General features: G+C 67.0%; 23 protein-coding genes. 14 read left to right on the top strand and 9 right to left on the bottom strand.

Annotated elements, in window-relative coordinates; genetic code table 11:
• Positions 1-2: 2 nt before the first annotated feature.
• From BLT50_RS09595 to paaZ, 4 genes are all read right to left on the bottom strand, one after another.
• Positions 3-578, bottom strand: a complete 576-nt coding sequence (locus tag BLT50_RS09595; RefSeq protein ID WP_090028613.1) for an HD domain-containing protein — start codon at positions 576-578, stop codon at positions 3-5.
• A gap of 37 nt (positions 579-615) precedes the next feature.
• On the bottom strand, positions 616-960 hold the full coding sequence (locus BLT50_RS09600) for a DUF2794 domain-containing protein (RefSeq protein WP_090028459.1): 345 nt from the start codon (positions 958-960) through the stop codon (positions 616-618).
• Positions 957-1,790 (bottom strand): PaaX family transcriptional regulator C-terminal domain-containing protein, encoded by an 834-nt coding sequence (locus tag BLT50_RS09605; protein ID WP_090028460.1) that lies wholly within the window; start codon positions 1,788-1,790, stop codon positions 957-959. The genes BLT50_RS09600 and BLT50_RS09605 overlap by 4 nt, the downstream gene beginning before the upstream one ends.
• A 216-nt stretch (positions 1,791-2,006) precedes the next feature.
• Positions 2,007-4,019 carry a phenylacetic acid degradation bifunctional protein PaaZ gene (gene paaZ / locus BLT50_RS09610; protein WP_090028461.1) on the bottom strand — a complete coding sequence of 671 codons (2,013 nt, stop codon included), beginning with the start codon at positions 4,017-4,019 and terminating at the stop codon, positions 2,007-2,009.
• A gap of 122 nt (positions 4,020-4,141) precedes the next feature.
• Between paaZ and paaI the strand changes: the two genes are divergently transcribed.
• Genes paaI through BLT50_RS09630 form a run of 4 tightly spaced genes read left to right on the top strand, consistent with a single transcriptional unit; the run spans position 4,142 to position 7,648 of the window.
• Positions 4,142-4,576, top strand: a complete 435-nt coding sequence (gene paaI / locus BLT50_RS09615) for a hydroxyphenylacetyl-CoA thioesterase PaaI (protein ID WP_090028462.1) — start codon at positions 4,142-4,144, stop codon at positions 4,574-4,576.
• Complete coding sequence (pcaF, locus tag BLT50_RS09620) at positions 4,573-5,766, top strand: 3-oxoadipyl-CoA thiolase (protein WP_090028463.1); 1,194 nt, start codon at positions 4,573-4,575, stop codon at positions 5,764-5,766. Before paaI ends, pcaF begins: the two co-directional genes overlap by 4 nt.
• Positions 5,766-7,076, top strand: coding sequence for a phenylacetate--CoA ligase PaaK (gene paaK / locus BLT50_RS09625; RefSeq protein WP_090028464.1), 1,311 nt, complete (start codon positions 5,766-5,768; stop codon positions 7,074-7,076). The genes pcaF and paaK overlap by 1 nt, the downstream gene beginning before the upstream one ends.
• Positions 7,076-7,648 (top strand): TetR/AcrR family transcriptional regulator, encoded by a 573-nt coding sequence (locus BLT50_RS09630; protein WP_090028465.1) that lies wholly within the window; start codon positions 7,076-7,078, stop codon positions 7,646-7,648. The genes paaK and BLT50_RS09630 overlap by 1 nt, the downstream gene beginning before the upstream one ends.
• 198 nt (positions 7,649-7,846) lie before the next feature.
• On the opposite strand, the gene prpE is transcribed toward BLT50_RS09630, so the two are convergent.
• Entirely contained in the window at positions 7,847-9,742 is a 1,896-nt protein-coding gene (prpE, locus tag BLT50_RS09635; protein ID WP_090028466.1) for a propionate-CoA ligase PrpE, read from the bottom strand.
• 504 nt (positions 9,743-10,246) lie between these two features.
• On the bottom strand, positions 10,247-12,526 hold the full coding sequence (locus BLT50_RS09640; protein WP_090028467.1) for an NADP-dependent malic enzyme: 2,280 nt from the start codon (positions 12,524-12,526) through the stop codon (positions 10,247-10,249).
• A gap of 142 nt (positions 12,527-12,668) precedes the next feature.
• Between BLT50_RS09640 and BLT50_RS09645 the strand changes: the two genes are divergently transcribed.
• The 5 genes from BLT50_RS09645 to BLT50_RS09665 all read left to right on the top strand — a co-directional run bounded on the left by BLT50_RS09645 (position 12,669) and on the right by BLT50_RS09665 (position 17,752).
• On the top strand, positions 12,669-13,763 hold the full coding sequence (locus BLT50_RS09645; RefSeq protein WP_090028468.1) for a cupin domain-containing protein: 1,095 nt from the start codon (positions 12,669-12,671) through the stop codon (positions 13,761-13,763).
• Positions 13,760-14,167: a cytidine deaminase gene (locus BLT50_RS09650; RefSeq protein WP_090028469.1), complete on the top strand. Its 408-nt coding sequence runs from the start codon at positions 13,760-13,762 to the stop codon at positions 14,165-14,167. Before BLT50_RS09645 ends, BLT50_RS09650 begins: the two co-directional genes overlap by 4 nt.
• Before the next feature lie 6 nt (positions 14,168-14,173).
• Positions 14,174-15,481, top strand: coding sequence for a thymidine phosphorylase (locus tag BLT50_RS09655; RefSeq protein ID WP_090028470.1), 1,308 nt, complete (start codon positions 14,174-14,176; stop codon positions 15,479-15,481).
• A gap of 67 nt (positions 15,482-15,548) precedes the next feature.
• The gene (locus tag BLT50_RS09660; protein ID WP_090028471.1) at positions 15,549-16,757 is read left to right on the top strand and encodes a phosphopentomutase; all 1,209 of its coding nucleotides are present in this window, start codon (positions 15,549-15,551) and stop codon (positions 16,755-16,757) included.
• Positions 16,754-17,752, top strand: coding sequence for an adenosine deaminase (locus BLT50_RS09665; RefSeq protein ID WP_090028472.1), 999 nt, complete (start codon positions 16,754-16,756; stop codon positions 17,750-17,752). The genes BLT50_RS09660 and BLT50_RS09665 overlap by 4 nt, the downstream gene beginning before the upstream one ends.
• Here BLT50_RS09665 and BLT50_RS09670 read toward each other — a convergent pair.
• Positions 17,749-18,123 carry a GFA family protein gene (locus BLT50_RS09670; protein WP_090028473.1) on the bottom strand — a complete coding sequence of 125 codons (375 nt, stop codon included), beginning with the start codon at positions 18,121-18,123 and terminating at the stop codon, positions 17,749-17,751. The genes BLT50_RS09665 and BLT50_RS09670 overlap by 4 nt on opposite strands.
• A 142-nt stretch (positions 18,124-18,265) precedes the next feature.
• On the opposite strand from BLT50_RS09670, the gene upp reads away from it, so the two are divergent.
• Together upp and BLT50_RS09680 are read left to right on the top strand one after the other, a co-directional pair.
• Positions 18,266-18,898 (top strand): uracil phosphoribosyltransferase, encoded by a 633-nt coding sequence (gene upp / locus BLT50_RS09675; protein ID WP_090028474.1) that lies wholly within the window; start codon positions 18,266-18,268, stop codon positions 18,896-18,898.
• A gap of 79 nt (positions 18,899-18,977) precedes the next feature.
• Complete coding sequence (locus BLT50_RS09680; RefSeq protein ID WP_090028475.1) at positions 18,978-20,327, top strand: SPOR domain-containing protein; 1,350 nt, start codon at positions 18,978-18,980, stop codon at positions 20,325-20,327.
• Between the two features lie 75 nt (positions 20,328-20,402).
• Here the strand turns inward: BLT50_RS09680 and BLT50_RS09685 are convergent, their stop codons facing one another.
• Positions 20,403-21,434, bottom strand: a complete 1,032-nt coding sequence (locus tag BLT50_RS09685) for a hypothetical protein (RefSeq protein WP_090028476.1) — start codon at positions 21,432-21,434, stop codon at positions 20,403-20,405.
• Between the two features lie 176 nt (positions 21,435-21,610).
• On the opposite strand from BLT50_RS09685, the gene BLT50_RS09690 reads away from it, so the two are divergent.
• From BLT50_RS09690 to BLT50_RS09700, 3 genes are read left to right on the top strand one after another with little or no spacing between them, the layout of a single operon-like run.
• A complete protein-coding gene (locus tag BLT50_RS09690; RefSeq protein ID WP_090028477.1) occupies positions 21,611-23,026 on the top strand; it encodes a YcjX family GTP-binding protein in 1,416 nt (471 codons plus the stop codon).
• The gene (locus BLT50_RS09695; RefSeq protein WP_139170508.1) at positions 23,023-23,472 is read left to right on the top strand and encodes a GNAT family N-acetyltransferase; all 450 of its coding nucleotides are present in this window, start codon (positions 23,023-23,025) and stop codon (positions 23,470-23,472) included. The genes BLT50_RS09690 and BLT50_RS09695 overlap by 4 nt, the downstream gene beginning before the upstream one ends.
• Positions 23,469-24,467, top strand: a complete 999-nt coding sequence (locus BLT50_RS09700) for a YcjF family protein (protein WP_090028479.1) — start codon at positions 23,469-23,471, stop codon at positions 24,465-24,467. Before BLT50_RS09695 ends, BLT50_RS09700 begins: the two co-directional genes overlap by 4 nt.
• Before the next feature lie 97 nt (positions 24,468-24,564).
• On the opposite strand, the gene BLT50_RS09705 is transcribed toward BLT50_RS09700, so the two are convergent.
• Positions 24,565-24,972 carry a group III truncated hemoglobin gene (locus tag BLT50_RS09705; protein WP_090028614.1) on the bottom strand — a complete coding sequence of 136 codons (408 nt, stop codon included), beginning with the start codon at positions 24,970-24,972 and terminating at the stop codon, positions 24,565-24,567.
• Positions 24,973-25,046 lie beyond the last annotated feature (74 nt).

Consider the following 25,046-nt stretch of genomic DNA (forward strand, 5'->3'; position numbering starts at 1 on the left):
GGTCAGCCGGCTGTCAGGGGCGAAACATACCCTTCGCGGATCACATCGGGGTCATAGGCCTTGCGGGCAAAGACCTCGCGCAGCATCGGTTCGAAATGCTCCAGCGGCAAGGTGTCGTAATCCGGGTCGAAACTGGATTGGTCCCAGCGTTCGCAGAATTCGGCGCAGCTGTCGAAACACGGGTGGTCGCGGAACCGGTCGCGCGCGTTGCGGTCCCAACCGTAATGATGCGCGTAGTAAAGCATCTGGAAGATGCCGTGATGTTCGACCACCCAGGCGACATCCCAACGGACGAAGGCGCGGATCACCTCGGCTGAAAACCGGTCGTGGTTCTGCGGAGCCAGCCCGTCGCCGATATCGTGCAGCAGCGCGCCCACGATCCAGTCGATATCCGCGCCGTCGCGTTCGGCGCGGGTGGCCGATTGCAGCCCGTGGGTCATGCGGGTGATGCGATAGCCTTCCAGCGTCGCGTCGCCCTGGCGGCGCAATTCGTCCAGAACCCTGTCGGCCGTCAGGGCCAGGTAGGGCTTTTCCAGCTCGTGGAGCAGGGCATAATCCTCGGCGGTGCCGTCCTTCATCCGGGTGAACCCGACCTTGGGGGTATCCGCCATTGCCTCAGTCCACCGCGCGGATCAGCTTGCGTTCCAGCACACGCAGTACCGTGCGCAGGTCGTGGCCGCGTTTCAGGATCTGCCCGTCCATGCCGACGACCGCGTACTGCCCCTGTTTCAGGCGCAGCTTGGGGTGTTTTTCGATCCGGTAGAGCGGGTTTTCCGCCGTGCGCCGAAACACCGAGAACACGGCCGCGTCGCGCAGGTGCGAAATACCGTAATCCCGCCATTCGCCCGCCGCCACCATGCGGCCATAGAGGCCCAGGATGACGCCCAATTCCCGCCGGTCGAACGCTACCTGCTCGGGGGCGTGGCGGGACGGGAACGGCGCGGGTGTCTGTATCGTCATGGTGCCAGACTTGCGCCGACCGGCCGATCAATCAAGCTTTTTCCGCCGAAACGGGTTGCAAGGTTCGGATCGGCCGCCGGCATCGCGGGCAAATCGTCGGTTGTTGCGTCCCACCATGTCTCGGCCTGCGGGGTCAAACCGTGCCAGGTGCGGGCCACGGCCGCGCGGGGTTCTTCGTGCCAGCCGGGCGGCAGGATCGGCGCGGGAAGGTCGGGAAAGCGCAGCACGATCCGGCGCCAGCGATGGATCAGCAGCGTCCGTGCCGCCGCGGCATCCAGTGGGGGTAGCGCTGTCCCTGCCAAAGCGTCGAGATCGCCGCGCAGCGCGTTCAGTGCCGCCAGGTGTTCGGCAGCCAGGATATCGGCGGAAATTTCCGGCGCCAGCATCTCGATCCGCCCGGTCATGCGGAACTGCGCCGCCGGCGCCGGCACGAAGGCTGGCCGCAGCGCCAGCCCGCCCAGATGCAGGGCAGACGGGTCATGCGACTCCTCGAGGCTGAGCGCCCATTCGGCAACCGGCCCCATGGGCGGCGCATAGATGCGGTGCGTGGCATCGGTGAACTTCGCCCGGCCCGAGCGCGTCAGCCGGTAATGGCTCAGCCGCCCGTCGCGTTCGCTTTCGACCCAGCCATCGCGCCCCAGCCGGGAAAGCGCGGTGCGCAACGCACCGGATTCGACCCCGATCCGGCCAAGCAAGCGTTGAAGCCTTGCGGTCGACACCCGCCCGCCGCGCATCTGCACGCTGTCACCGAAGACGGTGATCACCAGCGACCAGACGCGCAGGCGTCCGTCGGCATGCAGGCTTTCTATTAGGGAGGCAATCGGGTCCATGCCCTTGCTTACACCGTTGGCAGGGTAGGGAAAAGCCGCGGCGCCATGGAGTGGACCTTCCGCTTCATCTTGCCCGAAATACTCCGGGGGAGTCGCCCCACCGGGGCGACGGGGGCAGCGCCCCCCGGACCGCCGCGTCCTGAAAGGCGCGGCTGGCACGGCGTGGCCCGCCCATGGGGCGGGTCACACCACTTGAAAACCCTGGCGGCCTGGCGCCTATGGCCGCTCGTATGCGACCATGGTCAGCAATTCGTACTCAGCCACCTGCTCGCCGTGCTGGTTCGTCAGCGTCGCGTTCCACGCGACCTCGCCATAGCTGTCGGTGCGCTGCGTCTTGCGCTTGCAGGTCAGGCGCACGGCGATGCTGTCGCCGGGGCTGACGGGTTTCTGAAAGCTCAGCCCGTTCAGCCCGGTATTGGCCAGCACCGGACCCGGATCGGGCTGCACGAACAGGCCCGCCGCGAAGGACAGCAGAAGATAGCCATGCGCCACGCGACCAGGGAAGAACGGGTTCGCGCGGGCGGCGTCCTCGTCCATGTGGGCATAGAAGGTATCGCCGGTGAAATGGGCGAAATGTTCGATATCGTGCAGCGTGACCTCGCGCGCCTTGGTGTGGATCGTCTCGCCGATTTCGATCTCGCGGAAAGTGCGTTGGAAGGGATGCTGCGGCCCCTCGATTTCGCGGCTGCCCTTGATCCAGGTGCCGGTGATCGCGGTCAGGATGTCGGGGCTGCCCTGGATCGCGGTGCGCTGCATGTAGTGCAGAACGCCGCGCACGCCGCCCAGTTCCTCGCCGCCACCCGCGCGGCCCGGGCCGCCATGCACCATGTGGGGCAGGGGGCTACCATGGCCCGTGGCCTCGTCCGCGCTGTCGCGGCTCATGATGTAAAGCCGGCCGTGATGCGCGGCGCTTTCCAGCGTAACGTCGCGCGCGACCTGGGGATCATGGGTGAAAAGCGATGCCACAAGCGATCCGCCGCCCGCATTGGCCAGCCGCGCGGCATGGGCGGTGTCGCGATAGGGCAGCAGGGTCGAAACCGGGCCGAAGGCCTCGATCTCGTGCACGGCGCGGGCCGCATCGGGGTCGGCGCAGGCCAGAAGGGTGGGCACGAGATAGGCCCCCGGCAAGTCGGGCGCCGTGTCGCCGCAGATCACCCGCGCCTCGGCCTTGAGCCGCGTCAGCTGTCCGGTCACGTCGTCGCGCTGCGCGAAACTGGCCAGCGCGCCCATGCGCGTGGCCTTGTCCGCCGGATCACCGATGGCGATCTGGCCCAGCCTGTCGGCCAGTGCCCCGGCAACCGCGTCGATCTGCGCTTCGGGCACGATCAGGCGCCGCATGGCGGTGCATTTCTGCCCTGCCTTCACGGTGATTTCGCTGGCAGCCTCTTTCACGAACAGGTCGAACTCGGGGCTGCCCGGGGTGGCGTCGGGGCCAAGGATCGCGGCGTTCAGGCTGTCCTGTTCGCTGGCGAACCGGACCGAGTTTCGCAGCAGGTTCGGGGTCTGGCGCAGCATCAGCGCGGTATCGGCCGAGCCGGTAAAGGCCACCACGTCCTGCGCGCCGAGCAGTTCCAGCAGGTTGCCGGTGCGCCCGATCACAAGCTGCACCGCGCCTTCGGGCAATAGACCCGATTCGACGATCATGCGGAAACAGGCCTCGGTCAGGTAACAGGTCTGCGTCGCAGGCTTGACGATGCAGGGCACACCCGCCAGCAGGGCGGGGGCCATCTTTTCCAGCATCCCCCAGACCGGAAAGTTGAAGGCGTTGATATGCACCGCCACACCCTGGAGCGGCACCGCGATGTGCTGGCCCAGGAACGTGCCCCGGCGCGAAAGCTGTTCGACATCGCCGTCGATATAGACATGCCCGTCGGGCATTTCGCGCCGGCCCTTGGAGGCGAAAAGGAACATGGTGCCGATCCCGCCGTCGATATCGACCCAGCCATCCTTGCGTGTCGCGCCTGTCAGCGGGTTCAGGGCGTAAAGCTCTTCCTTGCGGCCGTCGAGGTAGGCCGCCAGCGCCTTGAGCATCCGGGCGCGGTCATGGAACGTCATGGCGCGCAGCGCCGGTCCGCCGCGGGTTTTCGCATGCTCCAGCATGGCGGCGAAATCCAGCGCGCTGCCGCCGGCCTGCGCGATCGCGGTGCCGTTGACCGGGCCGATGATCTCTTGCGCGGATGCACCCGGCGCAATCCATTGCCCGCCGGCATAGCTTTCGGGTCTCAGCATGTCGGTTCCTCCCGCTGGTGGTTTCGCGCGCAGCATGGCGCATCCCGCGGGGCGGCGCAATACTCTTGACCGCTCGGTCGGTTTTGTGCAGGGTCATGCGGTGAACAGGCGGGAGGGGCCGGATGACACCGGAAGAGCGCGCAAGGCTGTCGGCCGAAGCGATGTGGAAGGACGACCGCGCCAGCAAGTGGCTGGGCGCGCAGATCGACGAGATCGGCCCCGGACGGGCGGTTCTGTCGATGCAGGTGGCGGATCATCACCTCAACGGGCACAGCATCTGCCATGGCGGCTATATCTTTACCCTGGCCGACAGCGCCTTCGCCTTTGCCTGCAACAGCTACAACAAGATCGTCGTGGCGCAGGAAAACACGATCACCTACCTGTCCCCCGGCAAGGGGGGCGAGCGCCTGACGGCCACGGCAGAAGAGGTCAGCCTGACCGGCCGCTCAGGTGTTTACGACGTCGTTGTCACCGGCGAGGACGGGCGCAAGGTCGCGCTGTTCCGCGGGTTGTCGCGGCAGATATCAGGACAGCATTTCCAGGAGGACGAGGCATGAGAGAGGCATTCATCTGCGAGGGCTGGCGCACACCCATCGGCCGTTATGGCGGGGCCCTGGCGCATGTGCGCCCCGACGACATGCTGGCAGGCGTGATCCGCGAACTGGTGGCTCCGTTCGACGGGCTGAAGATCGACGAGTGCCTGATCGGCTGCGCCAACCAGGCCGGCGAGGACAACCGCAACGTCGCGCGCATGGCCGCGCTGCTGGCGGGCCTGGGCGAGGAGGTGCCGGGCGCCACGATCAACCGCCTGTGCGGTTCTGGCCTGGATGCCGTCGGCAGCGCCGCGCGCGCCGTCAAGACGGGCGAGGCCGACCTGGTGATCGCGGGCGGCGTGGAATCGATGAGCCGCGCGCCGCTGGTCATGCCCAAGGCGGATGCGGCGTTTTCCCGCCGGGCCGAGATCTATGACACGACGATCGGCTGGCGGTTCGTCAACCGCGCCATGCACAAGCAGTTCGGCACGGATTCGATGCCCGAAACGGCCGAGAACGTGGCCGAGGATTTCAACATCAGCCGCGAAGACCAGGACAAATTCGCCCTGCGCAGCCAGGAACGTGCCGCCGCCGCAATCGAAAGCGGCCGCCTCGCGCGTGAGATCAAGCCGGTCAGCATCCCGCAACGCAAGGGCGATCCCATCGTCGTCGATACCGACGAGCATCCCCGCGCCACCACTCTGGAAAAACTGGGCAAGCTGCCCGCCCCCTTCCGCGAGGGCGGCAGCGTGACCGCGGGCAACGCATCGGGCGTGAACGACGGTGCGGCCGCGCTGATCGTGGCCAGTGCCGACGCGGTCAAGAAATACGGCCTGACGCCGCGTGCGCGCGTCACCTCGATGGCCACGGTCGGTGTGCCGCCGCGGATCATGGGGATCGGACCGGCCCCTGCGACGCAGGCGCTGCTGGACCGTCATGACCTCAAGATCGGGGATATCGATTTTATCGAGCTGAACGAGGCCTTTGCCGCGCAGGGGCTGGCGACGATGCGCCAGCTTGGCCTGCCGGACGATGCCGACCACGTGAACCCGCATGGCGGCGCCATTGCGCTGGGCCATCCGCTTGGCATGTCCGGCGCGCGGCTTGCCCTGACCAATGCAATCACGATGTCCGACAATGGCGGCAAACGGGCGATCTGCACGATGTGCATCGGCGTGGGCCAGGGCATCGCCCTTCTGATGGAGGCCGTGTGATGGAAGACCTGTCCCCCAGACCTGGCGACCTTGAACATATCGAAACCGCCAGCCGCGACGAGATCTCGGCGCTGCAGCTGGACCGTATGAAATGGTCGCTCCGCCACGCCTATTACAACGTGCCGTTCTACCGCAAAAGCTTTGACGATGCGGGGGTGCATCCCGACGACCTGAAATCCCTGTCGGACCTGTCGAAATTTCCCTTCACGGTGAAAACCGACCTGCGCGACAACTACCCGTTCGGGATGTTTGCGGTCCCGCGCGAAGAGGTGCAGCGCATCCACGCGTCTTCGGGCACGACGGGCCAGCCGACGGTGGTGGGCTATACGAAGAACGATCTCGACGTCTGGGGCACGGTGGTCGCGCGGTCCTTGCGGGCCTCGGGCCTGCGGCGCGGCGATCTGCTGCACAACGCTTACGGCTATGGCCTGTTCACCGGCGGTTTGGGCATCCATCTGGGCGCCGACAAGCTGGGGCTTTCCACGGTGCCGATCTCGGGCGGGATGACGCCGCGCCAGGTGCGCCTGATCGAGGATTTCCGCGCCACCGGCATCACCGTCACGCCGTCCTACGCGCTGTCGATCCTGGATGAATACGCGGCGCAGGGGCTCGACCCGCGCAAATCGCCGCTCAAGGTGGGCATTTTCGGCGCCGAACCTTGGACCAACGCGATGCGCCGCGAAATCGAAGAAGCGTTCGACATGCACGCCGTCGATATCTACGGCCTGTCCGAGGTGATGGGACCGGGCGTGGCCAACGAATGCGTGGAAACCAAGGATGGCCTGCACATCTGGGAGGATCATTTCTATCCCGAGGTGATCGACCCGCAAACCGGCGAGGTGCTGCCGGATGGCGAGCTGGGCGAGCTGGTTTTCACATCGCTGTCGAAAGAGGCCTTTCCGATCGTCCGCTACCGCACGCGCGACCTGACCCGGCTGCTTCCGGGCACCGCGCGCAGCATGCGTCGGATGGAAAAGGTGACGGGCCGGTCCGACGACATGATCATCCTGCGCGGCGTCAATGTTTTCCCCACCCAGATCGAGGAAGTGCTGATGCAGGTCCGCGACCTCGCCCCTCACTTCCAGATCGAACTGCACCGCAAGGGCCGGATGGACGCGATGCGCGTGCTCTGCGAGGCCTGCGAGGGCGTCGGCCAGTCCGGCCGCGACGCCGCCGCGCGCGACATGGCGCACCGCATCAAGCAGATGGTCGGCGTCAGCGTCGAGATCCATGTCTCGGACCCTGGTGGGGTCGAACGCAGCCAGGGCAAGGCGGTGCGCATCATCGACAACCGCCCCAAGGGCGACTGATGGCCCGGGGCCTGGCCCGCGACCACGACGAGAAACGCGCGGCCCTGCGCCACGGGGCCGCGCAGTATTTCGCGCGCCACGGGTTCGACCGCGCCAGCATGACGGGGGCCGCGAAATCCTGCGGCGTGTCCAAGGCACTGATCTATCACTATTACCCGTCGAAAGAGGATCTTCTGTTCGACATTCTGGACGATCATCTGGGCGCGCTTGTCGAAGTGGTCGAGGCCGCGCGCAGCGAAGGCATCCGCGGGCTGATCCGCGCGGTGCTCTCGGCCTATGAGGACGCCGATGCCGAGCACAAGCTGCAGCTCGATGCGCTTTCGGTGCTGCCGGCGGACAAGCAGGCACCGCTGATCGCGCATCAGCGCCGGCTGGTCGCGATCATGTCGGATGCGGTCAGCGCCGAGGCGCCCGCGCTCACGCCCGACCGGCTGCGCGCTGCGACGATGACGGTGTTCGGCATCGTGAACTGGTTCTACATGTGGCACCGCCCCGGCAAGGGGCTGAGCCGTGCGGACTATGCCGACCTTGCGGGCGATTTCGTTCTGGGCGGTCTGCGCGACCTGACGTGACAAAGCGGTGTCGCTGGCGCGACGCCGTATGTCTCGGGCCCTTCGGGGCCCTCGGGGTTGGGGGCGCTGCCCCCGTCCGCGTGCCGCGGACTCCCCCGGGATATATGAAAGAAAGAGAAAACGGGATTGCGCCCGGTGTTTTCTCTTTCCGCAAATATCCCGGGGAGCGCGAGGGGCTGGCCCCTCGCCTTCGCGACATCAGCCCTTGGGATAGCCGATGGATTTGAGCGCCTCGGCGATTTCATCGAGGATGGCCGGGTCGTCGATCGTCGCGGGCATCTTGAACGCCTCGCCGTCGGCGATCTTCACCATCGTGGCGCGGAGGATCTTGCCCGAACGGGTCTTGGGCAGGCGGTCGACCACGCAGGCCAGCTTGAACGCCGCGACCGGGCCGATCTGGTCGCGCACCATGGCGACGCATTCCCTGGCGATCTCGTCATGTGGGCGGTTCACGCCGGTGGTCAGGCAGACGAAGCCCACGGGCAATTGGCCCTTGAGTTCGTCCGAGACACCGATCACGGCGCATTCGGCCACGTCGGGGTGGTTTGCCAGCACCTCTTCCATCGCGCCGGTGGACAGGCGGTGGCCGGCGACGTTGATCACGTCATCCGTGCGCGCCATGATGTAGAGATAGCCATCCTCGTCGATCATGCCTGCGTCGCCGGTTTCGTAATAGCCGGGGAAATGTTCGAGATAGGATTTGCGGAACCGCGCTTCGGCGTTCCACAGCGTCGGCAGCGTGCCCGGGGGCAGGGGGAGCTTGACTGCGATCGCGCCCAGTTCGCCCGGTTTCATCGGGTGTCCCGCCTCGTCTAGGATCTGCACGTCATAGCCGGGCATCGGCACGGTGGGGCTGCCGACCTTGACCGGCAGCGCCTCGATGCCCGCGGGCATGCCGGCGATTGTCCAGCCGGTTTCGGTCTGCCACCAGTGGTCGTAGATCGGCTTGCCCAGGACGTTCGCGGCCCAGTTGATCGTGTCGGGGTCGGCGCGTTCGCCAGCGAGATAGACCGCCCGCAGCCCGCTGAGATCGTATTTGCCGACGAATTCGCCCTTGGGGTCGTCGCGCTTGACCGCGCGGAAGGCGGTGGGGGCGGTGAAGAAGCTGCGCACGTTGTGTTCCGAGATCACCCGCCAGAACGTGCCGGCGTCCGGGGTGCCCACGGGCTTGCCTTCGAACACGATGGTCGTGTTGCCGTGGATCAGCGGCGCGTAGCAGATATAGCTGTGGCCGACGACCCAGCCCACGTCGGACGCCGCCCAGAACGTATCGCCGGGATCGACGTTGTAGATGTTCTTCATTGACCAGTTCAACGCGACCAGATGGCCGCCGGTGTGGCGCACGACGCCCTTGGGCTGGCCAGTCGTGCCCGAGGTATAGAGGATGTAGGACGGGTGGTTGCCCTCGACCGGCAGGCAGTCGGCGGGTTCGACCCCGGCCTGGAAACCGTGCCAGTCGACATCCCGGCCCTCGGTCAGTTTGGCGACTTCCTGTTCGCGCTGGAAGATCACGCAGAATTCGGGTTTGTGGCTTGCCTGCTCGATCGCGCCGTCGAGCAGCGGCTTGTAATGGACCACGCGGCCCGGTTCCAACCCGCAGGAGGCCGCGATGATCGCCTTGGGCTTGGCGTCGTCGATCCGCACGGCCAGTTCATGCGCGGCAAAACCGCCGAAGACGACGGAGTGGATCGCGCCGATGCGTCCACAGGCCAGCATGGCCTCGAGCGCCTCGGGCACCATCGGCATGTAGATGATGACGCGGTCGCCCTTTTCCACGCCCTTTGCGCGCAGCGCGCCGGCAAGGCTGGCCACGCGATCCTTGAGTTCGCGATAGGTGATCTTGTGAACGGTGCCGGTGATCGGGCTGTCATGGATGATCGCCACCTGATCGGCGCGGCCCTGTTCGACATGGCGGTCGACCGCGTTCCAGCAGGTGTTCACCTTGCCGTCGGCGAACCATTCGTACATGTCATCGCCGAGATCGAACAACGCTTTCGACGGTTTTTCGTCCCAGTCGATCGCTTCGGCCGCCTGCATCCAGAAGGCTTCGGGATCGTTCTTCCAGCTTTGATACACGTCTGCATAGGTGGTCATGGTCTTTGTCCTCCGTCCCTCAGGCCGTGGCATGCCCGGCGCTGTCTGGCAACGGGGATAGGTGACAGGGTGCCGTCGGGGCAAGCCTGTTACCGCCCAAACGGACATAAGGCCGCAGAAAATTTGCAGAATATGCAGCGATGCGCCTGCAAATTTTTGCAAACTCTTTTGTTCGATGGTCGTGGGCTGCGAAATTTTCCTGCGAGTGCAAAGTTGCAAACCATAGCTCTGCAAAACCGGTCGGGGCCGGAATCACGGATTCGCGAGCCTGACTGTTTTCGACAGCGGCGATGTCGAAATCGCATCAGACCGTGTTTCGGATCGGTGGTAGCTGTGCGGTCAGGGCGCCGCATGGTGCTGCGCCCTTTGCCTCAGGAAGGTCTGTTGCCATGGGCGACACCAAGAAAAAGCCGGCGAAACCCGGCGCCAAACCCACCAAGAAATAAGACATCCCCAACACGCACGGCGCCGCCGGTCCCGCAAGGCCGGCGGCGCTTTTTGCGTTCAGCCGTAATGCGCCACGGGCGTGCCCGCGATGGCCGCCATGTTCAGCAGCCCGCGCGCGGTGATGCCGGGGGTGACCACATGCGCGCGGTTGCCCATGCCCATCAGGATCGGGCCGACCTCGAGCCCGCCGGCCTTCATTTTCAGGATGTTGCGCACACCCGATGCCGCATCGGCATGGCCGAAGATCAGAACGTTGGCGGTGCCCTGCATGCGGTTGCCCGGCAGCAGGCGTTCGCGCAGTTCCGGGTCAAGGGCGGCATCGACGTTCATTTCACCCTCATAGGCGAAATCGCGGGGCTTGCTGTCGAGTATCGCGATTGCTTCGCGCAGCCGTTTGCCCGAACCCTCGGACTGGTTGCCGAACTGGCTTTGGGAACAGAAGGCGACATTCGGCACCAGCCCGAAACGGCGGACGTGGCGCGCGGCGCCGATGGCGATCTCGGCCAGGTTTTCCGGCGTGGGCAGCGAATAGACATGGGTGTCGGCGATGAACAGCGGCCCGTCTTCCAGGATCATCATGCTGAGCGCGCCATGCGGGCGCAGATCGCCGCGGCCCAGAACCTGCGTGACATAGTTGAGGTGCCAGCGGTATTCACCGAACGTGCCGCAGATCAGGCTGTCAGCCTCTTCGCGATGCACCATGACCGCGCCGATCGCGGTCGAATTGGTGCGCATGATCGCGCGGGCAAGATCGGGTGTGACGCCGCGACGGGCCATCAATTCGTGATAGGTGCCCCAGTAATCGCGATAGCGCGGGTCGTTTTCGGGGTTCACGATATGCAGGTCGCGGCCCGGCCGCACGGTCAGGCCATAGCGTTCGCAACGGCGTTCGATCACCTCGGGGCGCCCGATCAGGATGGGCTGTTCGGTCGTTTCCTCAAGTATCGCCTGCGCGGCGCGCAGAACGCGTTCGTCCTCGCCCTCGGCAAAGACGATGCGGCGCGCGGCGGTGGCGGCGGCCTCGAATACCGGGCGCATCAGCAGGGCGGATTTGAACACGCTTGCGTTCAGCTGTTGTTTGTAGGCGGCGAAATCGTCGATCGGGCGGGTGGCCACGCCCGACTCCATGGCGGCGCGGGCAACGGCGGTGGACACCACGCCGGACAGGCGCGGATCAAAGGGTTTGGGGATCAGGTAATCGGCCCCGAAATTCAACTGTTCCCCGCGATAGGCGGCGGCGGCTTCGGCGCTCGTGGTGGCGCGGGCCAGTTCCGCGATGCCATCGATGCAGGCCAGTTGCATCGCGTCGTTGATCTCGGTCGCGCCCACGTCCAGCGCACCCCGGAAGATGAACGGGAAACACAGCACGTTGTTGACCTGATTGGGAAAATCGCTGCGCCCGGTGGCGATGATCGCGTTCGGCGCGACCTCGCGCACCTCGTCGGGCAGGATTTCCGGCGTGGGGTTGGCCAGCGCGAAAACGATCGGGCGCTCGGCCATTTTCGCCACCATCTCGCGGCTTAGCACGCGGGGGCCGGACAGGCCGAGAAACAGGTCGGCCCCGTCGATCACCTGATCGAGCGTGCGCAGATCGGTGTCCTGCGCGAAGGCGGCCTTTTGTTCGTTCATGTCTTCGGTGCGGCCTTTCCAGACCAGCCCGTGAATATCGCAGAGCCAGACGTTTTCACGTTTTACGCCCAGTTTCAGCAGCATGTTCAGGCAGGCGATGCCGGCGGCGCCGCCGCCGGTGCTGACGACCTTGATATCCTCGAATGTCTTGCCGGCGACATGCAGCGCGTTTTTGGCCGCCGCACCCACGACAATCGCGGTGCCGTGCTGATCGTCGTGGAAGACGGGGATGTTCATCCGTTCGCGGCAGATCTTTTCCACGATGAAGCAATCGGGGGCCTTGATGTCCTCGAGGTTGATCGCGCCAAAGCTGGGTTCCATCGCGCAGACGATCTCGGCCAGTCTTTCGGGGTCGGGTTCGTCCAGTTCCAGATCGAAGCAATCGATACCGGCGAATTTCTTGAACAGGACCGCCTTGCCCTCCATCACCGGTTTCGATGCCAGCGCCCCGATATTGCCCAGCCCCAGCACGGCCGACCCGTTGGTGACCACAGCCACAAGGTTACCGCGCGCGGTATAGCGGCTGGCATTGGCGGGGTCGGCCACGATCTCGGTGCAGGCCTCGGCCACGCCGGGCGAATAGGCACGGGCAAGGTCACGGCCGTTGGCCAGTGGCTTGGTGGCGCGGATTTCGAGTTTTCCGGGCTTCGGGTGCTCGTGATAAAACAGCGCGGCCTGGCGCAGCGCGTCTTTTGGGCTTTCGGTCATGGCGGCCTCCTCCGAAGATTGTTTAGTATTAAACTATCGTTTGACGCAAGGGAAATCGGCCCCCTCCGGCCGCTTATCGCGTATTGCAAAGCGGGCCCCGAGCGGACAGGATCGAACCACCGATTGCCCAAGGACGCCGCCCATGCAGAATATCCGCGCCGAAATGCTGTTGCCAGCGTCGGATTTGCCCGAGGACATCGCCTTTTTCACGAATGTGCTGGGCATGCGGATGGACGAAATCTTTCCCGCCGATGACCCGCGCGAGGCGGTGTTTTCCGGCCATGGCCTTCGCCTGCGGCTGCGCAAGGGGCTTGGGACCGGGCCGGGCATCCTGCGAATCCGCGCCGACGATCCCGTGCTGATCGCGGGCGGCCAGACCGAACTGACCGCGCCGAACGGCACACGGATCGAAATCGCGCCGCTGGACCCGCCCGTCGTGACGCCGCCCGCCGCGCACCGCTTTGTCGTGCGCAAGCTGGCGGACAAGGCGCCCTGGATCGTCGGGCGCGCAGGCATGCAGTACCGCGACCTGATCCCCGACCGGCTGGGTGGGTCGATCATCGCCAGCCATATCCGCATCCCCGACGGCGGCCCGGTGCCGGACATGGTGCATTACCACAAGGTCGGTTTTCAGCTTATTTTCTGTATCCGGGGTTGGGTCGATGTCGTCTACGAGGATCAGGGCCCGCCGATCCGCCTGCAGGCGGGCGATTGTTTCATCCAGCCGCCCGAAATCCGCCATCGCGTGCTGCACGCCAGCGACGGGCTCGAGGTGATCGAGGTGGGCCTGCCCGCCGAACATGTCACCGAGATCGAACATGACATGGACCTGCCCACCCCGCATCTTCGGCCCGATCGTGAATGGGACGGGCAGAAATTCGTCCATCACCAGGCCGACAAGGCGGTGTGGGGGCCGTTCCGCCTGCCGGGCTTTACCTGCCGCGACACGACGATCGCGGAAAACACGCGCGGGGTGGCGGGCGTTCAGGTCGTTCGGCCCGATGGTGAGCCGACCGTCCGGGCCAGCACCGACGCCGATATCCATTTCACCTATGTCATGGCGGGCTCCCTGACGCTCGAGGGCGAAGGGCACCCGGTGCAATCGCTGGAACAGGGCGACGCTTTCGTGATCCCGCCGGGCATGAGTACACGATACAGCGACTTGTCGGACGACCTCGAACTGATCGAAGTCACGCTGCCCGGCCAATTCAAAACGCAACTGGAGGACAAGGCATGAGCCTGCTGGATGCCGCACGCGACGTGCGCGAAAACGCCTATGCACCCTATTCCCATTTCAAGGTGGGCGCCGCGGTCCGCGCCGCGTCCGGCACGGTCTATGTCGGCTGCAATGTGGAAAACGTCGCCTATCCCGAAGGCACCTGCGCCGAGGCAGGGGCCATCGCCGCGATGGTCGCCGCCGGCGAAACCGAGATCATCGAGGTCTGCGTAATCGCCGACAGCCCGACCCCCGTCACCCCCTGCGGCGGATGCCGCCAGAAACTGGCCGAGTTTTCGCGCGGCGAGGTCACGGTGCGCATGGCCACGGTCGATGGGCCGGAACAGGTGGTGACGGTGGCCGATCTGCTGCCCGGCGCCTTCGGCCTGGGCCATCTGGGCCAGGGGCACGGGGAAAAGGGCTGATTCCGCATGGATGCCCGCGCCATCATCGCCAGGCTGCGTGACAAGCACCCGGTCACGCCCGAGGATCTGTGCTGGTTCGCGCAGGGCCTTGCCGATCACGCCGTCAGCGATGCGCAGGCCGGCGCCTTTGCCATGGCTGTGCTGCTGAACGGGCTGGACCGCGACGGGCGCGTGGCGCTGACGCTGGCGATGCGCGATTCCGGCCATGTGCTGCGCTGGGCGCTGGACCGTCCGGTGATCGACAAGCATTCGACCGGTGGCGTGGGCGATTGCGTGTCGCTGGTGCTGGCGCCCGCGCTGGCGGCCTGCGGTGCGGCGGTGCCGATGATCTCGGGGCGCGGGTTGGGCCATACGGGCGGCACGCTCGACAAGCTGGAATCGATCCCCGGCTTCACCACCGACCTGGACGAGGCGCGCCTGCGTGCTGTCGTGGATCAGGCGGGCTGCGCCATCGTGGCGGCGAGCGCCGAAATCGCCCCGGCGGACAAGCGGCTTTATGCGGTGCGCGACGTGACGGCGACGGTCGAAAGCCTCGATCTCATCACCGCGTCGATCCTGTCCAAGAAACTGGCGGCGGGGCTGCAGGGGCTGGTTCTGGATGTAAAGCTCGGCTCGGGCGCGTTCATGAAAACGCCCGGGGACGCGCGGGCTTTGGCGCAGGCGCTGGTCGATACCGCCAACAGCGCCGGTTGCCCGACCGCCGCGCTTATCACCGACATGAACCAGCCGCTGGCGCCGGACCTGGGCAACGCGCTCGAGGTGGCAAGTGCGATGCGGGTGCTGACCGGCCAGGCGCGCGGGCGCCTGTACGATCTGACGGTGGAACTTGGTGGCGTGGCGCTGGCGCAGGCCGGGTTGGCGGCGGATGCGGCGCTTGGTGCGTCTGCAATCGCCGCCGCGATCTCTGACGGCCGTGCGGCGCAGGCGATGGGGCGCATGGTGGCCGCACAGGGCGGACCGCTGGCCTTTGTCGATGAATGGGCGCGCTTCCTGCCCGAGGCCCCGGTCATCCGCGAAATCCCCGCGCCGCAGGCGGGTTACGTGACGGCGATCGACGGGCAGGCGCTGGGGCTTGCCGTTGTCGGGCTGGGCGGTGGGCGGCAGGTCGAAACCGACCGGGTCGACCCGGCGGTGGGCCTGTCCGAGGTTTCGTCCCTGGGGGCGTGGATCGAAAAGGGCCAGCCGCTGGCCCGTGTCCATGCGGCGCGCGAGGATGCAGCCGAGGCCGCACTGCGCGCGGTGCAGGCAGCGGTCACGCTGGGGGCGCAGCCGCCCGATCCGCTGCCCCTGGTGCACGAACGGGTGGGCGCATGATGGTGCGCTCTTCCTTCCCTTGCGGGACGTTATCGCGACAAGGGGCGCCCGCCCCGAGGAGCGCGCCGTGACCCGCGCCTTTCTGATCGTGCTCGATTCCGTGGGCATCGGTGGCGCGCCGGATGCCGCGCGTTTCTTCAATGGGACGCGCCCCGATACCGGGGCGAACACCCTGGCCCATATCGCGCAGGCCTGCGCCACGGGCCGCGCGAACGAGGGGCGCAGCGGACCGTTGCACCTGCCCAACCTCGATCGGCTGGGCCTTGGCGCGGCGGTGCGCCTGGCCAGCGGCGACGAGGTGCCGGGGCTGGATGCGGCGCCGCAGGGACTTTGGGGGGCCGCGAGCGAAATCAGCGCAGGCAAGGACACGCCGTCGGGCCATTGGGAACTGGCGGGCGTTCCGGTGCCGTGGGACTGGCATTATTTCCCCGACACGCAGCCGGCCTTTCCGCCCGATCTCAGCGCCGCGGTGGCCAAGGCAGCCGGCACGGATGGCATTCTGGGCGACTGCCACGCCAGCGGCACCGAGATCGTCGCGCGGCTGGGGGCCGAGCATCTGCGCACCGGATGGCCGATCTGCTACACCTCTGCCGACAGCGTTTTCCAGATCGCCGCGCACGAGCAGGCGTTCGGTCTGGACCGCCTGCTGGAGCTGTGCCGCGCCGTGGCGCCGATGCTGCACAACATGCGGGTGGGCCGGGTGATCGCGCGGCCCTTTGTGGGCGAGCCGGGCCATTTCACCCGCACTGGCAACCGACGGGATTTCGCCATCGCACCGCCCAGCCCCACCTTGTGCGACTGGGTCAGCGGGGCGGGGCGCAAGGTCCACGCCGTGGGCAAGATCGGCGACATCTTTTCGATGCAGGGGATCACGGATGTCGCCAAAGGCAGCGACGCCGATCTGATGGAACACCTGTCGGACCTTCTGGAGACCGCCGAAGACGGCAGCCTGACCTTCGCCAATTTCGTCGAGTTCGACAGCCTTTACGGCCACCGCCGCGATGTGTCGGGCTATGCCCGCCACCTGGAATGGGCCGACGCCGCGCTGGGGCGTCTGATGGACCGGCTGCGGCCGGGCGATCTGATGCTGATCACCGCCGATCACGGCAACGACCCCACCTGGCCGGGCACCGACCACACCCGCGAACGTGTGCCGGTGCTGGGCGCAGGGCTCGGCGCGCGCGCGGTGGGGCAGGTGGGGTTCACGGATGTCGCCGCCAGCGTCGCCGCGCATCTGGGCATCGCGTCGCAAGGGCCGGGAAAGAGTTTTCTATGAGCTGGCGATCCTTCCCCAAGATCGAGCTGCACCTGCACCACGAAGGGGCCGCCCCGCCTGCCTTCATCCGCGGTCTCGCGCAGGAGAAGTCGGTGAACCTGGCGGGCGTCTTCGCCGAGGACGGATCATACGCCTTTCGCGATTTTGCGCATTTCCTGCAGGTCTACGAGGCGGCGACCAGCGTTCTGAAAACGCCCGACGACTACGCGCGCCTGACACTGGCCGTGCTGGAACAGTCGGCCGAACAGGGCGTGATCTATTGTGAAAGCTTCCTGTCGCCGGATTTCTGCGGCGGGCGCGACCTCGGGGCGTGGCGCGAATACCTGGCCGCAATAAGAGAGGCCGCCGCCCGCGCCGAGGCACAGATGGGCATCACCCTGCGCGGCATCGTCACCTGCATCCGCCATTTCGGCCCGGACAAGGCCCGTGAAACCGCGCTTTGCGCCGCCGAAACGGCGGGCGACTGGATCGTCGGCTTCGGCATGGGCGGGGACGAGACGCGCGGCAAGCAGGGCGATTTCGCCTGGGCCTTCGATTGCGCCCGCGAGGCGGGGTTGAAACTGACCACCCATGCCGGCGAATTCGGTGGTCCGGCCTCGGTCGCGCAGGCGCTGGACGACCTGCGCGTCGACCGGATCGGCCACGGCGTGCGCGCCATCGAAGACCCCGCGCTGGTCGACAGGCTGGCCGCCACGGGCACCGTGCTCGAGGTCTGTCCGCTGTCGAATATCGCGCTGGGCCTTTATCCCCAGATGCGGGCGCATCCCGTCGAACGGCTGCGCGCGGCGGGTGTGCGGGTGACGATCAACACCGATGATCCGCCGTTTTTCCACACCAGCATGACCCGCGAATTCGACGCGCTGGAACGCGCCTTCGACTGGGACGAAGGCGTGTTCGATCAGCTTGTGCACAATGCGCTGGACGCGGCGTTCTGCGATGACGCAACGCGCGGGAAACTGGCCAAGCGGCTGGCCGGGGACGCGGACAGCGCTTAATCCGTGCGATCGCGCAAATATTGCCGCGCGCCCGGAACGGGCGCCAGCCAGGGCTCGCGGCGGATGGTCCACAGCTCGTAATCCGGGGTGAACAGGCCGGGCGCGTCCAGCGCGCCCAGATGCAGCTCGATTTCCTGTCCGCTCGTGGCGAATACGGACGATCCGCACCGCGGGCAGAAATGCCGGCCGTCATGGTCGAGGGTCGTTCCCGTGACCGTGGCCGCATCCGCCGGGTAGACCGCGGCGGCAAAGAAGGGCGCGCCGTGATGCTTGCGGCAATCCAGGCAATGGCACAGGCCGACGCGGTCGGGGCGTGGCGGGGCGCTGAACCTGATGCCGCCGCACAGGCATCCACCCGTGATCTTGTCCATTGCGCCGCTCCCTTTCCGACCGATCGTTCCGGCAGGCTATGACGGGGGCGGCCTGCCTTGCAAATACCGGTGTTCCCTTATCCGTTTCCAATCGCGCAAAGCTGCGCTAGAACAACGCAAATTCCATGACAGGAGCCCGGCCATGAGCGATCACTTGACCATCGTCGACCACCCGCTGGTTCAGCACAAGCTGACGCTGATGCGCGACAAGACCACCCCAAGCGCCGTGTTCCGCCAGTTGCTGCACGAAATCAGCCACTTCCTGACATACGAGATCACCCGCGACCTGCCGATGACCACCAAGACCATCGAAACCCCGATGGCCGAGATGGAGGCCCCCACGCTCAAGGGCAAGAAGCTGGCGCTGATCAGCATCCTGCGCGCCGGCAACGGCATGCTGGACGGTGTGCTGGATTGCATTCCGCTGGCGCGCGTTGGCTTTGTCGGGCTTTACCGCGACGAGGCGACGCTCAAGCCGGTGCAGTATTACTGCAAGCTGCCCGAGGGCATGAACGACCGCGTGGCGATCGTCGTTGACCCGATGCTGGCGACGGGCAATTCCTCGGCTGCGGCCATCGATCTGGTCAAGGCTGCGGGCTGCACGGATATCCGCTTCATGTGCCTGCTCGCCGCCCCCGAAGGTGTCGCGCGCATGCAGGAGGCGCACCCCGATGTGCCCATCGTCACGGCCGCCCTGGACGAGCGTCTGAACGACAAGGGATACATCGTTCCGGGACTAGGGGATGCGGGTGACCGCATGTTTGGCACAAAATAAAGGGGTTTCGGGCCGCCGACTCTCTTTACTCGGTTGCGGAAAAACGGCAATCTGCCCGCAGTAATTGCGTGGGGGCGCCATGAATTTTGCACGAGTACTGTCAGTCGCGGTTTTGGTCGGCCATATCGGGTTCGGTATCGCCAATGCCCAGTCATCGCTGAAAACCGAAATCCCGGCTGAATTTCCACCTGCCAGCTTCAAGGGCACCCAATATGTCGATAGCCGCGGATGCGTCTATATCCGCGCAGGCATCGACGGCAACGTGACCTGGGTGCCGCGCATGACGCGGTCGCGGCAGCACATCTGCAACGCCCAGCCGACCTTTGCGCAGGCGCCTGCGCCGCAGCCGCAACAGTCGGCGGCGGCCAGCAAAGTCACGATCCTGCCTCCACCCTCGGACGCGCCCAAGGCGGTTGCTGCCGCTCCGAAACCGCAGCCGGCCAGCCGGCCCGCGCCGCGGACGGTTGCCACGCAACCCGCGGCGGCCCCGGCACCCGTACAGGTGGCCGCGCCCGCCCCCCGGCGGGTCATGGTCCCGTCGACACCGACGCCGGTCGCAATCGTCCCGTCCCCCGCGCCCGTGCGGCAGGTCGCCGTGCCGGCTCGCAAGGTCAAGACCGTGCGCGTGCCGGTCGCCCGCACCGCCGACGCGTCGGGATGCCGCTGGGCATCACCGCAAAGCGCGCAGTACATGCGCGGCAAGGGCGTGCGCTGCGGCCCCCAGACCGTGCCGCCGATCTCTGCGTCGGGGGCAGGTGCGGGTGCGCGTGTCGCCGCAGGATCGTCTGCCGTCACGATCACACCCACAACCCGCATCGCGCCGTTGCATGTCGCCAGGATGCAGGCAGCGGCAGCGGATGTCGGCCCGGTCCCCGAAGGCTACCGCCTGGCGTGGGAGGATGACCGCCTCAATCCCAGACGCGCCCACCAGACGCTGGAAGGCAAGCGGATGATGGACCTGCGCTGGACCCGCGATGTGCCGCGCCGTCTAGTCGACAACTCCACGGGGCTGGACGTGACCGCCTTCAATCCCGATCTGGTTTATCCCTACACGTCGATGGATCAGCAGATGGCGGCCGGGCGGCGCGGCTATCTCTCGACCAAGGGGCAGCCTGCGGCGGCCAAGCCGACCTTCTCGACCCGGTCGGCCCCCAGGACCGCGCGTGGAACGACAAGCGACAAGGCGTTGCGCGTGGCCGTCGGTCATCGTTACGTGCAGGTCGGTACGTACCCGTCCGATGCGGCGGCCCGTGGCGATGCGGCCCGGCTCAAGCGGGCGGGGCTGACGGTTCGCATGGGGACGCTGCACAGCGGGGGTGAAAAATCCCGTGTCCTTCTGGCCGGCCCCTATGCCACGCCGCAAAGCCTTGGCAATGCGCTGCATGCCGCGCGCCGCGCAGGGTTCGCCGGGGCGGTGACGCGGAAATAACACCGGACCCGGGATGCGCATCAAAAGGCCCGTGCCGCATGCACGGGCCTTTTTTCGTGGTGACTTTTCCGGTGGTCAATTGCCGCAGATCGCCTGCAGGCGAAGCCAGTCATTGTCGCTCAGCACGACGCGGGGCGGGGCGGTTCCGGCAAATGGGTCGGCCTCGATCAGGCCCAGCACGGTTTCCCCGGTAAGATCCAGCGCGTAGGCGTAAGGGGTCGAGCGCACACCCGCCCGTTCGAACGCGGCAAGCATGCGCTCGTCCGGCACTTGCACGGGTTTCGCCGAGGGCAGGGTTTCTGCATAGCGTTGCAGCGTCTCGTCCGGCAGGCTGCCGGTCGTAAGCAGCCGGAACGACGCACGCACGCCACCGGCGCGCAGCAGGCGGTCCAGCGGGTCCGATATCGCCGCCCGTTCCTGCGCGGCCAGGATGTAACCGGCGACGATATCGGGGTCTTCGTGGTCTTCGATCAGCCGCGCGCGCAGCAGGATCTGTCCTCCCGGCAGCATGAGTGCGTCGCGCACCCCGTCGCGGACCACGGCCAATCGCGGGATGCGGCCATTCGGTCCGGGCAGGCGCGTGGCCAGCCGCCCAAGCGCGGCCTGTCCCTGCGGGTCGGCACAGGCGGGGCCGGTCACGCGCTGCAACTGTGTCGCCAGTGCCGCGCCTATGTCGGCGCGCTTCGCGCCGGGCACAACCGACACCGCGTGATCGCGCAGCGCGCCCGGCAGCCAGAACACCGCCAGCGCGACGACTGCGGCGGCGCTCAGCCCCAGCATGAAAAGGCGCAGTCGGCCGGGATGGGGGCGGCCGCGTTCGATCGCGTTGCGCAGTTTCTCGATCGCGGCGATCATCTCGGGGGCGTCTTCGCCCAGCTCCAGAACCTCGTCGGGATCGCCGTCGGGATGGAAAAGCGCCGGCATCTCGCCGGGATTGGCACGCTCGACCGCCGCAAGCGACCAGTGCCCGAGCGGCCTGTCCTGCAGGTCCGAGATCACCAGCGTGGCGTCGCCGATGGATACCACGACCTCGCGGCGCTGCGCCCCGGCGCTTTCGCGCCAGAGCCCGGTCGCTTCGAGCCGCTGGTATTGCGTGAGTGCTGTCATCTGCGGGGCTGCCCTGCCTCTTTTTCATACCCTAGCACGGCGCGTCGAAGCGGGGCAATTGCCGTGATCGCAGGGGAAAACCGCGCGGTTTTTCCCCGGTAGCGCGCGGTTGTGCCCGCACTGGTAACGCGCGCCGGCCGTAGCTATCTTGGAGGCAAAGGAAAACGGGGGCGCAGTTGGTCATTTCCACCATAGCCGAAACCATCACGCGCGGTGTCGAAGAGATCGGCGATACCGTGTCGGGCGCGTTTTTCGAGCCGGTGATCCGGCTCGGCGTCACGGGGCTGGCGCGTTCGGGCAAGACGGTATTCATCACCTCGCTCGTGGCCAACCTGATGAACCGGGGGCGGATGCCGCAACTTGTGGCCGCCGCCGACGGGCGCATCTCGGCGGCCTTTCTGCAGCCCCAGCCCGACGACACCGTGCCGCGCTTCGATTACGAGGCGCATTACGCCGCGCTGACCGCCGATCAGCCGCGCTGGCCGGACAGCACCCGCGCCGTGTCGGAATTGCGCCTGTCGCTCAGGGTGAAACCCACGGGCCTGCTGGGCGGACTGCAGGGGCCGCGCACGGTGCATCTGGATATCGTCGATTACCCCGGCGAGTGGCTGCTGGACCTTGCACTGATGGACAAGACCTATGCCCAATGGTCCGAAGAGGTTCTGGGCCGCATCGCGGATCGCGAACAGGCTGCGGATTTCCTTGGCCTCGCGCAGGGGGCGGACGGCACGGCCGAACATGACGAACCCACCGCCCGCGCATTGGCCGACAGCTTTACCGCCTACCTGCATGCCGCGCGCGATGCGGGGTATTACGATTGCACGCCCGGCCGGTTCCTGTTGCCGGGCGATCTGGCGGGCAGCCCGGCGATCACCTTTGCGCCGCTGCCCGGCGCCGGGGATGCGCCGCGCAGATCGCTGGCGCGGGAAATGGCCCGCCGGTTCGAAGCTTACAAGCGCGAGGTGGTCAAACCGTTCTTTCGCGATCATTTCTCGCGGATCGACAGGCAGGTTGTTCTGGTGGATGCACTGGGCGCGATCAATGCCGGGCCCCGCGCGGTCGAGGACATGCGCCTTGCGATGGCCGATATCCTGTCGGCGTTCCGGCCGGGGCGGAACGCGTTTCTGAGCCAGCTTCTGCTGGGCAAGCGCGTGGAAAAGATCCTGTTTGCCGCCACCAAGGCCGATCACCTGCATCACAGCCAGCACGCGCGGCTGACCGCGATCATGGAGGCGCTGACGCGCGATGCCCGCGACCGCGCCGATTTCGCCGGTGCCGCGACGCAGGCGATGGCCATCGCCGCGCTGCGCGCCACGACCGAGGAAACCATCACCCATGACGGGCGGGCGCTGGATTGCGTGCGCGGTACGCTGCTCGACAGCGGCAAGCGCGCGGCCTTTTATCCCGGCGCACTGCCCGAAGATCCCAACCGCCTGTTGTCGCCGGCCCGTGAGGGCGCGGAAAAATGGCTGGAGGCCGATTATCAGGTCATGCGTTTCGCCCCCGCGCACCTGACGCTGAAACCCGGCGAAGGCCCGCCGCACATCCGGCTGGACCGTGCTGCGCAGTTCCTGATCGGGGACCGGCTGTGACCGCCCGCTCAAATCCCGTCGGCCCAAATCCCGCACGCCTGTGGGAGGCGCCGTTGCTGTTGCGCATCCTGTGGGCGCACGAAACGGCGGGGGCGCGTCCGTGGCATACCGATGCCGCGCTGATGCTGCGGTTGATCCGGGCCGGCGCGGTGCGGGTTTTGCGCGATGCGCGCGGCCCGGTGGCATTCATCGCGCGGCAGGGCCCCGTGGTGTTGGCGCTGTATGTCCATCCGCGCAGGCAGGGGCGTGGCCACGGCTCGGCCCTGCTGGAGGATGCCAAGGGGCGCTGCCCGCAGCTTGAGCTTTGGACGTTGCAGGACAATATACCCGCGCGCCGCTTTTACGCCGGGCACGGCTTTGTCGAGATTGCGCGGGGCCGGGGCCTCGGGAACGATGCGGACCTGCCCGATATTCACCTTGCCTGGCAAAAGGAGTGCGCCGCATGACCAACGGCCCGGTTCTGATCGATCTCGAAGGGCAGGACAGCGCCCCCGGACCCGACCAGGCGCCGCCGGTGCCCGACCCCGGCCTGCCCGAACCGCAGGGGCGCGCGATGCAGACAGTTGCGACGCTGACGGCGCGCCGCCCTTCGCGGCTGGCGCGGTGGTTCTGGGGGCTGCTGGTGGCGGTGCTGGGGGCGGTCCTGTCGGTTGCGGCCTGGGATTTCGCGATGGGCCTGATCCAGCGCATTCCCCTGCTGGGATACGCGGTCAGCGCGCTGATCGTGGCGTTGCTGCTGGTCGCATTGATCGCCATCCTGCGCGAGATCGCCGCCTTTTCGCGGCTGGCGCGGATCGACAGGCTGCAGGCGCGGGCCGAGGCCGCGATGGCCGAGGATTCGCTGGAAAAATCGCGCGCCTTGGTGGGTGAGCTGGAGCGACTCTATGCCCGGCGTCCCGAACTCGACTGGAACCGCGACCGCTTTGCCGCGCGCCGGGACGAACAGTTCGACGCCGCGGCGCTGTTCGCGCTGACCGAGGCCGAGATGCTGGCCCCGCTGGATGCGGCCGCGCGCGCCGAGGTCGAGGCGGCGGCGCGCCAGGTCGCCACGGTGACGGCGATCGTGCCGCTGGCGCTGGCCGATGTGGTGGCGGCGCTGACGTCGAACGTGCGGATGATACGGCGTATCGCGGAAATCTATGGCGGTCGCGCGGGCGTGCTTGGGTCGTGGCGGCTGACGCGGGCGGTGATGACGCATCTTGTGGCCACCGGCGCGGTGGCGGTGGGCGACGACCTGCTGGGATCGGTCGCGGGCGGCAACGTGCTGTCGAAACTGTCGCGCCGCTTCGGCGAGGGCATCGTCAACGGTGCGCTGACCGCGCGCGTGGGCATCGCCGCGATGGAGGTGTGCCGGCCGCTGCCGTTCAGCCGCGCGGCGCGCCCGTCGGTATCCGGCACGGTCAAGCGCGCGCTGACGGGGCTGTTCGGGCAATCGAAATGAGTGGCTGCGCCACGCAGGTCTGATTGAGTCAGGGGGCGTTGCCCCCTCGGCCTGCGGCCTCACCCCCGAGTATTTCCGGCAAGATGAAGCGGGCGGGTCAGCGCAGGATAGGCACCCCGCCCGGGCCCTGCATGCGTTCCACGACGCCCGCGCGCAGGGTACGGCCGATGCGGTGGGCGAGCGCGCTCCAGGCGGCGGCCTTTTCGGGCGGCAGTTCGTGGCGCAGCACCATGTCGAACAGGCCCAGCCAGGCATCGAACATGCCGGGGCGCACGTTGCCGGCGTCCTTGTGTACCTGCACCACGTTGCCGTCGTAAAGACCGGCGTGCAGGATCGATTTCTTCCAGAACTCGGTGACTTTCGCCTCGTGTGCGGGCCAGTCGTCGACATGCACGGCAAAGACCGGGCCCAGGCCGGGGTGTTCGCGCGCATAGGCGTAGAAGCTGGCGACGACGCGGGCGATCTCGTCCTCGGAGATGTCGAAACGCGGGGGCAGGGCGGTCATGGTCGTGGTGTCCTTGGCTGGCCGGGCCATTCTGTGCGCGCAACGCCCGTGACGCAACAGGCGGCATCGCGTCG

The organism is Lutimaribacter saemankumensis, from assembly GCF_900100005.1.
GTDB classification, from domain to species: Bacteria; Pseudomonadota; Alphaproteobacteria; order Rhodobacterales; family Rhodobacteraceae; genus Lutimaribacter; species Lutimaribacter saemankumensis.

What these genes read in the sequence shown, in the direction of transcription:
- paaZ (WP_090028461.1), bottom strand. Translation starts at nt 4,019, where the DNA reads ATGCTGAGACCCGAAAGCTATGCCGGCGGGCAATGGATTGCGCCGGGT.
- BLT50_RS09655 (WP_090028470.1), top strand. Translation starts at nt 14,174, where the DNA reads ATGGATGCCCGCGCCATCATCGCCAGGCTGCGTGACAAGCACCCGGTC.
- prpE (WP_090028466.1), bottom strand. Translation starts at nt 9,742, where the DNA reads ATGACCACCTATGCAGACGTGTATCAAAGCTGGAAGAACGATCCCGAA.
- BLT50_RS09630 (WP_090028465.1), top strand. Translation starts at nt 7,076, where the DNA reads ATGGCCCGGGGCCTGGCCCGCGACCACGACGAGAAACGCGCGGCCCTG.
- BLT50_RS09700 (WP_090028479.1), top strand. Translation starts at nt 23,469, where the DNA reads ATGACCAACGGCCCGGTTCTGATCGATCTCGAAGGGCAGGACAGCGCC.
- pcaF (WP_090028463.1), top strand. Translation starts at nt 4,573, where the DNA reads ATGAGAGAGGCATTCATCTGCGAGGGCTGGCGCACACCCATCGGCCGT.
- BLT50_RS09680 (WP_090028475.1), top strand. Translation starts at nt 18,978, where the DNA reads ATGAATTTTGCACGAGTACTGTCAGTCGCGGTTTTGGTCGGCCATATC.
- BLT50_RS09670 (WP_090028473.1), bottom strand. Translation starts at nt 18,123, where the DNA reads ATGGACAAGATCACGGGTGGATGCCTGTGCGGCGGCATCAGGTTCAGC.
- paaI (WP_090028462.1), top strand. Translation starts at nt 4,142, where the DNA reads ATGACACCGGAAGAGCGCGCAAGGCTGTCGGCCGAAGCGATGTGGAAG.
- paaK (WP_090028464.1), top strand. Translation starts at nt 5,766, where the DNA reads ATGGAAGACCTGTCCCCCAGACCTGGCGACCTTGAACATATCGAAACC.
- BLT50_RS09645 (WP_090028468.1), top strand. Translation starts at nt 12,669, where the DNA reads ATGCAGAATATCCGCGCCGAAATGCTGTTGCCAGCGTCGGATTTGCCC.
- BLT50_RS09650 (WP_090028469.1), top strand. Translation starts at nt 13,760, where the DNA reads ATGAGCCTGCTGGATGCCGCACGCGACGTGCGCGAAAACGCCTATGCA.
- BLT50_RS09640 (WP_090028467.1), bottom strand. Translation starts at nt 12,526, where the DNA reads ATGACCGAAAGCCCAAAAGACGCGCTGCGCCAGGCCGCGCTGTTTTAT.
- BLT50_RS09595 (WP_090028613.1), bottom strand. Translation starts at nt 578, where the DNA reads ATGAAGGACGGCACCGCCGAGGATTATGCCCTGCTCCACGAGCTGGAA.
- BLT50_RS09665 (WP_090028472.1), top strand. Translation starts at nt 16,754, where the DNA reads ATGAGCTGGCGATCCTTCCCCAAGATCGAGCTGCACCTGCACCACGAA.
- BLT50_RS09605 (WP_090028460.1), bottom strand. Translation starts at nt 1,790, where the DNA reads ATGGACCCGATTGCCTCCCTAATAGAAAGCCTGCATGCCGACGGACGC.
- BLT50_RS09600 (WP_090028459.1), bottom strand. Translation starts at nt 960, where the DNA reads ATGACGATACAGACACCCGCGCCGTTCCCGTCCCGCCACGCCCCCGAG.
- BLT50_RS09705 (WP_090028614.1), bottom strand. Translation starts at nt 24,972, where the DNA reads ATGACCGCCCTGCCCCCGCGTTTCGACATCTCCGAGGACGAGATCGCC.
- upp (WP_090028474.1), top strand. Translation starts at nt 18,266, where the DNA reads ATGAGCGATCACTTGACCATCGTCGACCACCCGCTGGTTCAGCACAAG.
- BLT50_RS09685 (WP_090028476.1), bottom strand. Translation starts at nt 21,434, where the DNA reads ATGACAGCACTCACGCAATACCAGCGGCTCGAAGCGACCGGGCTCTGG.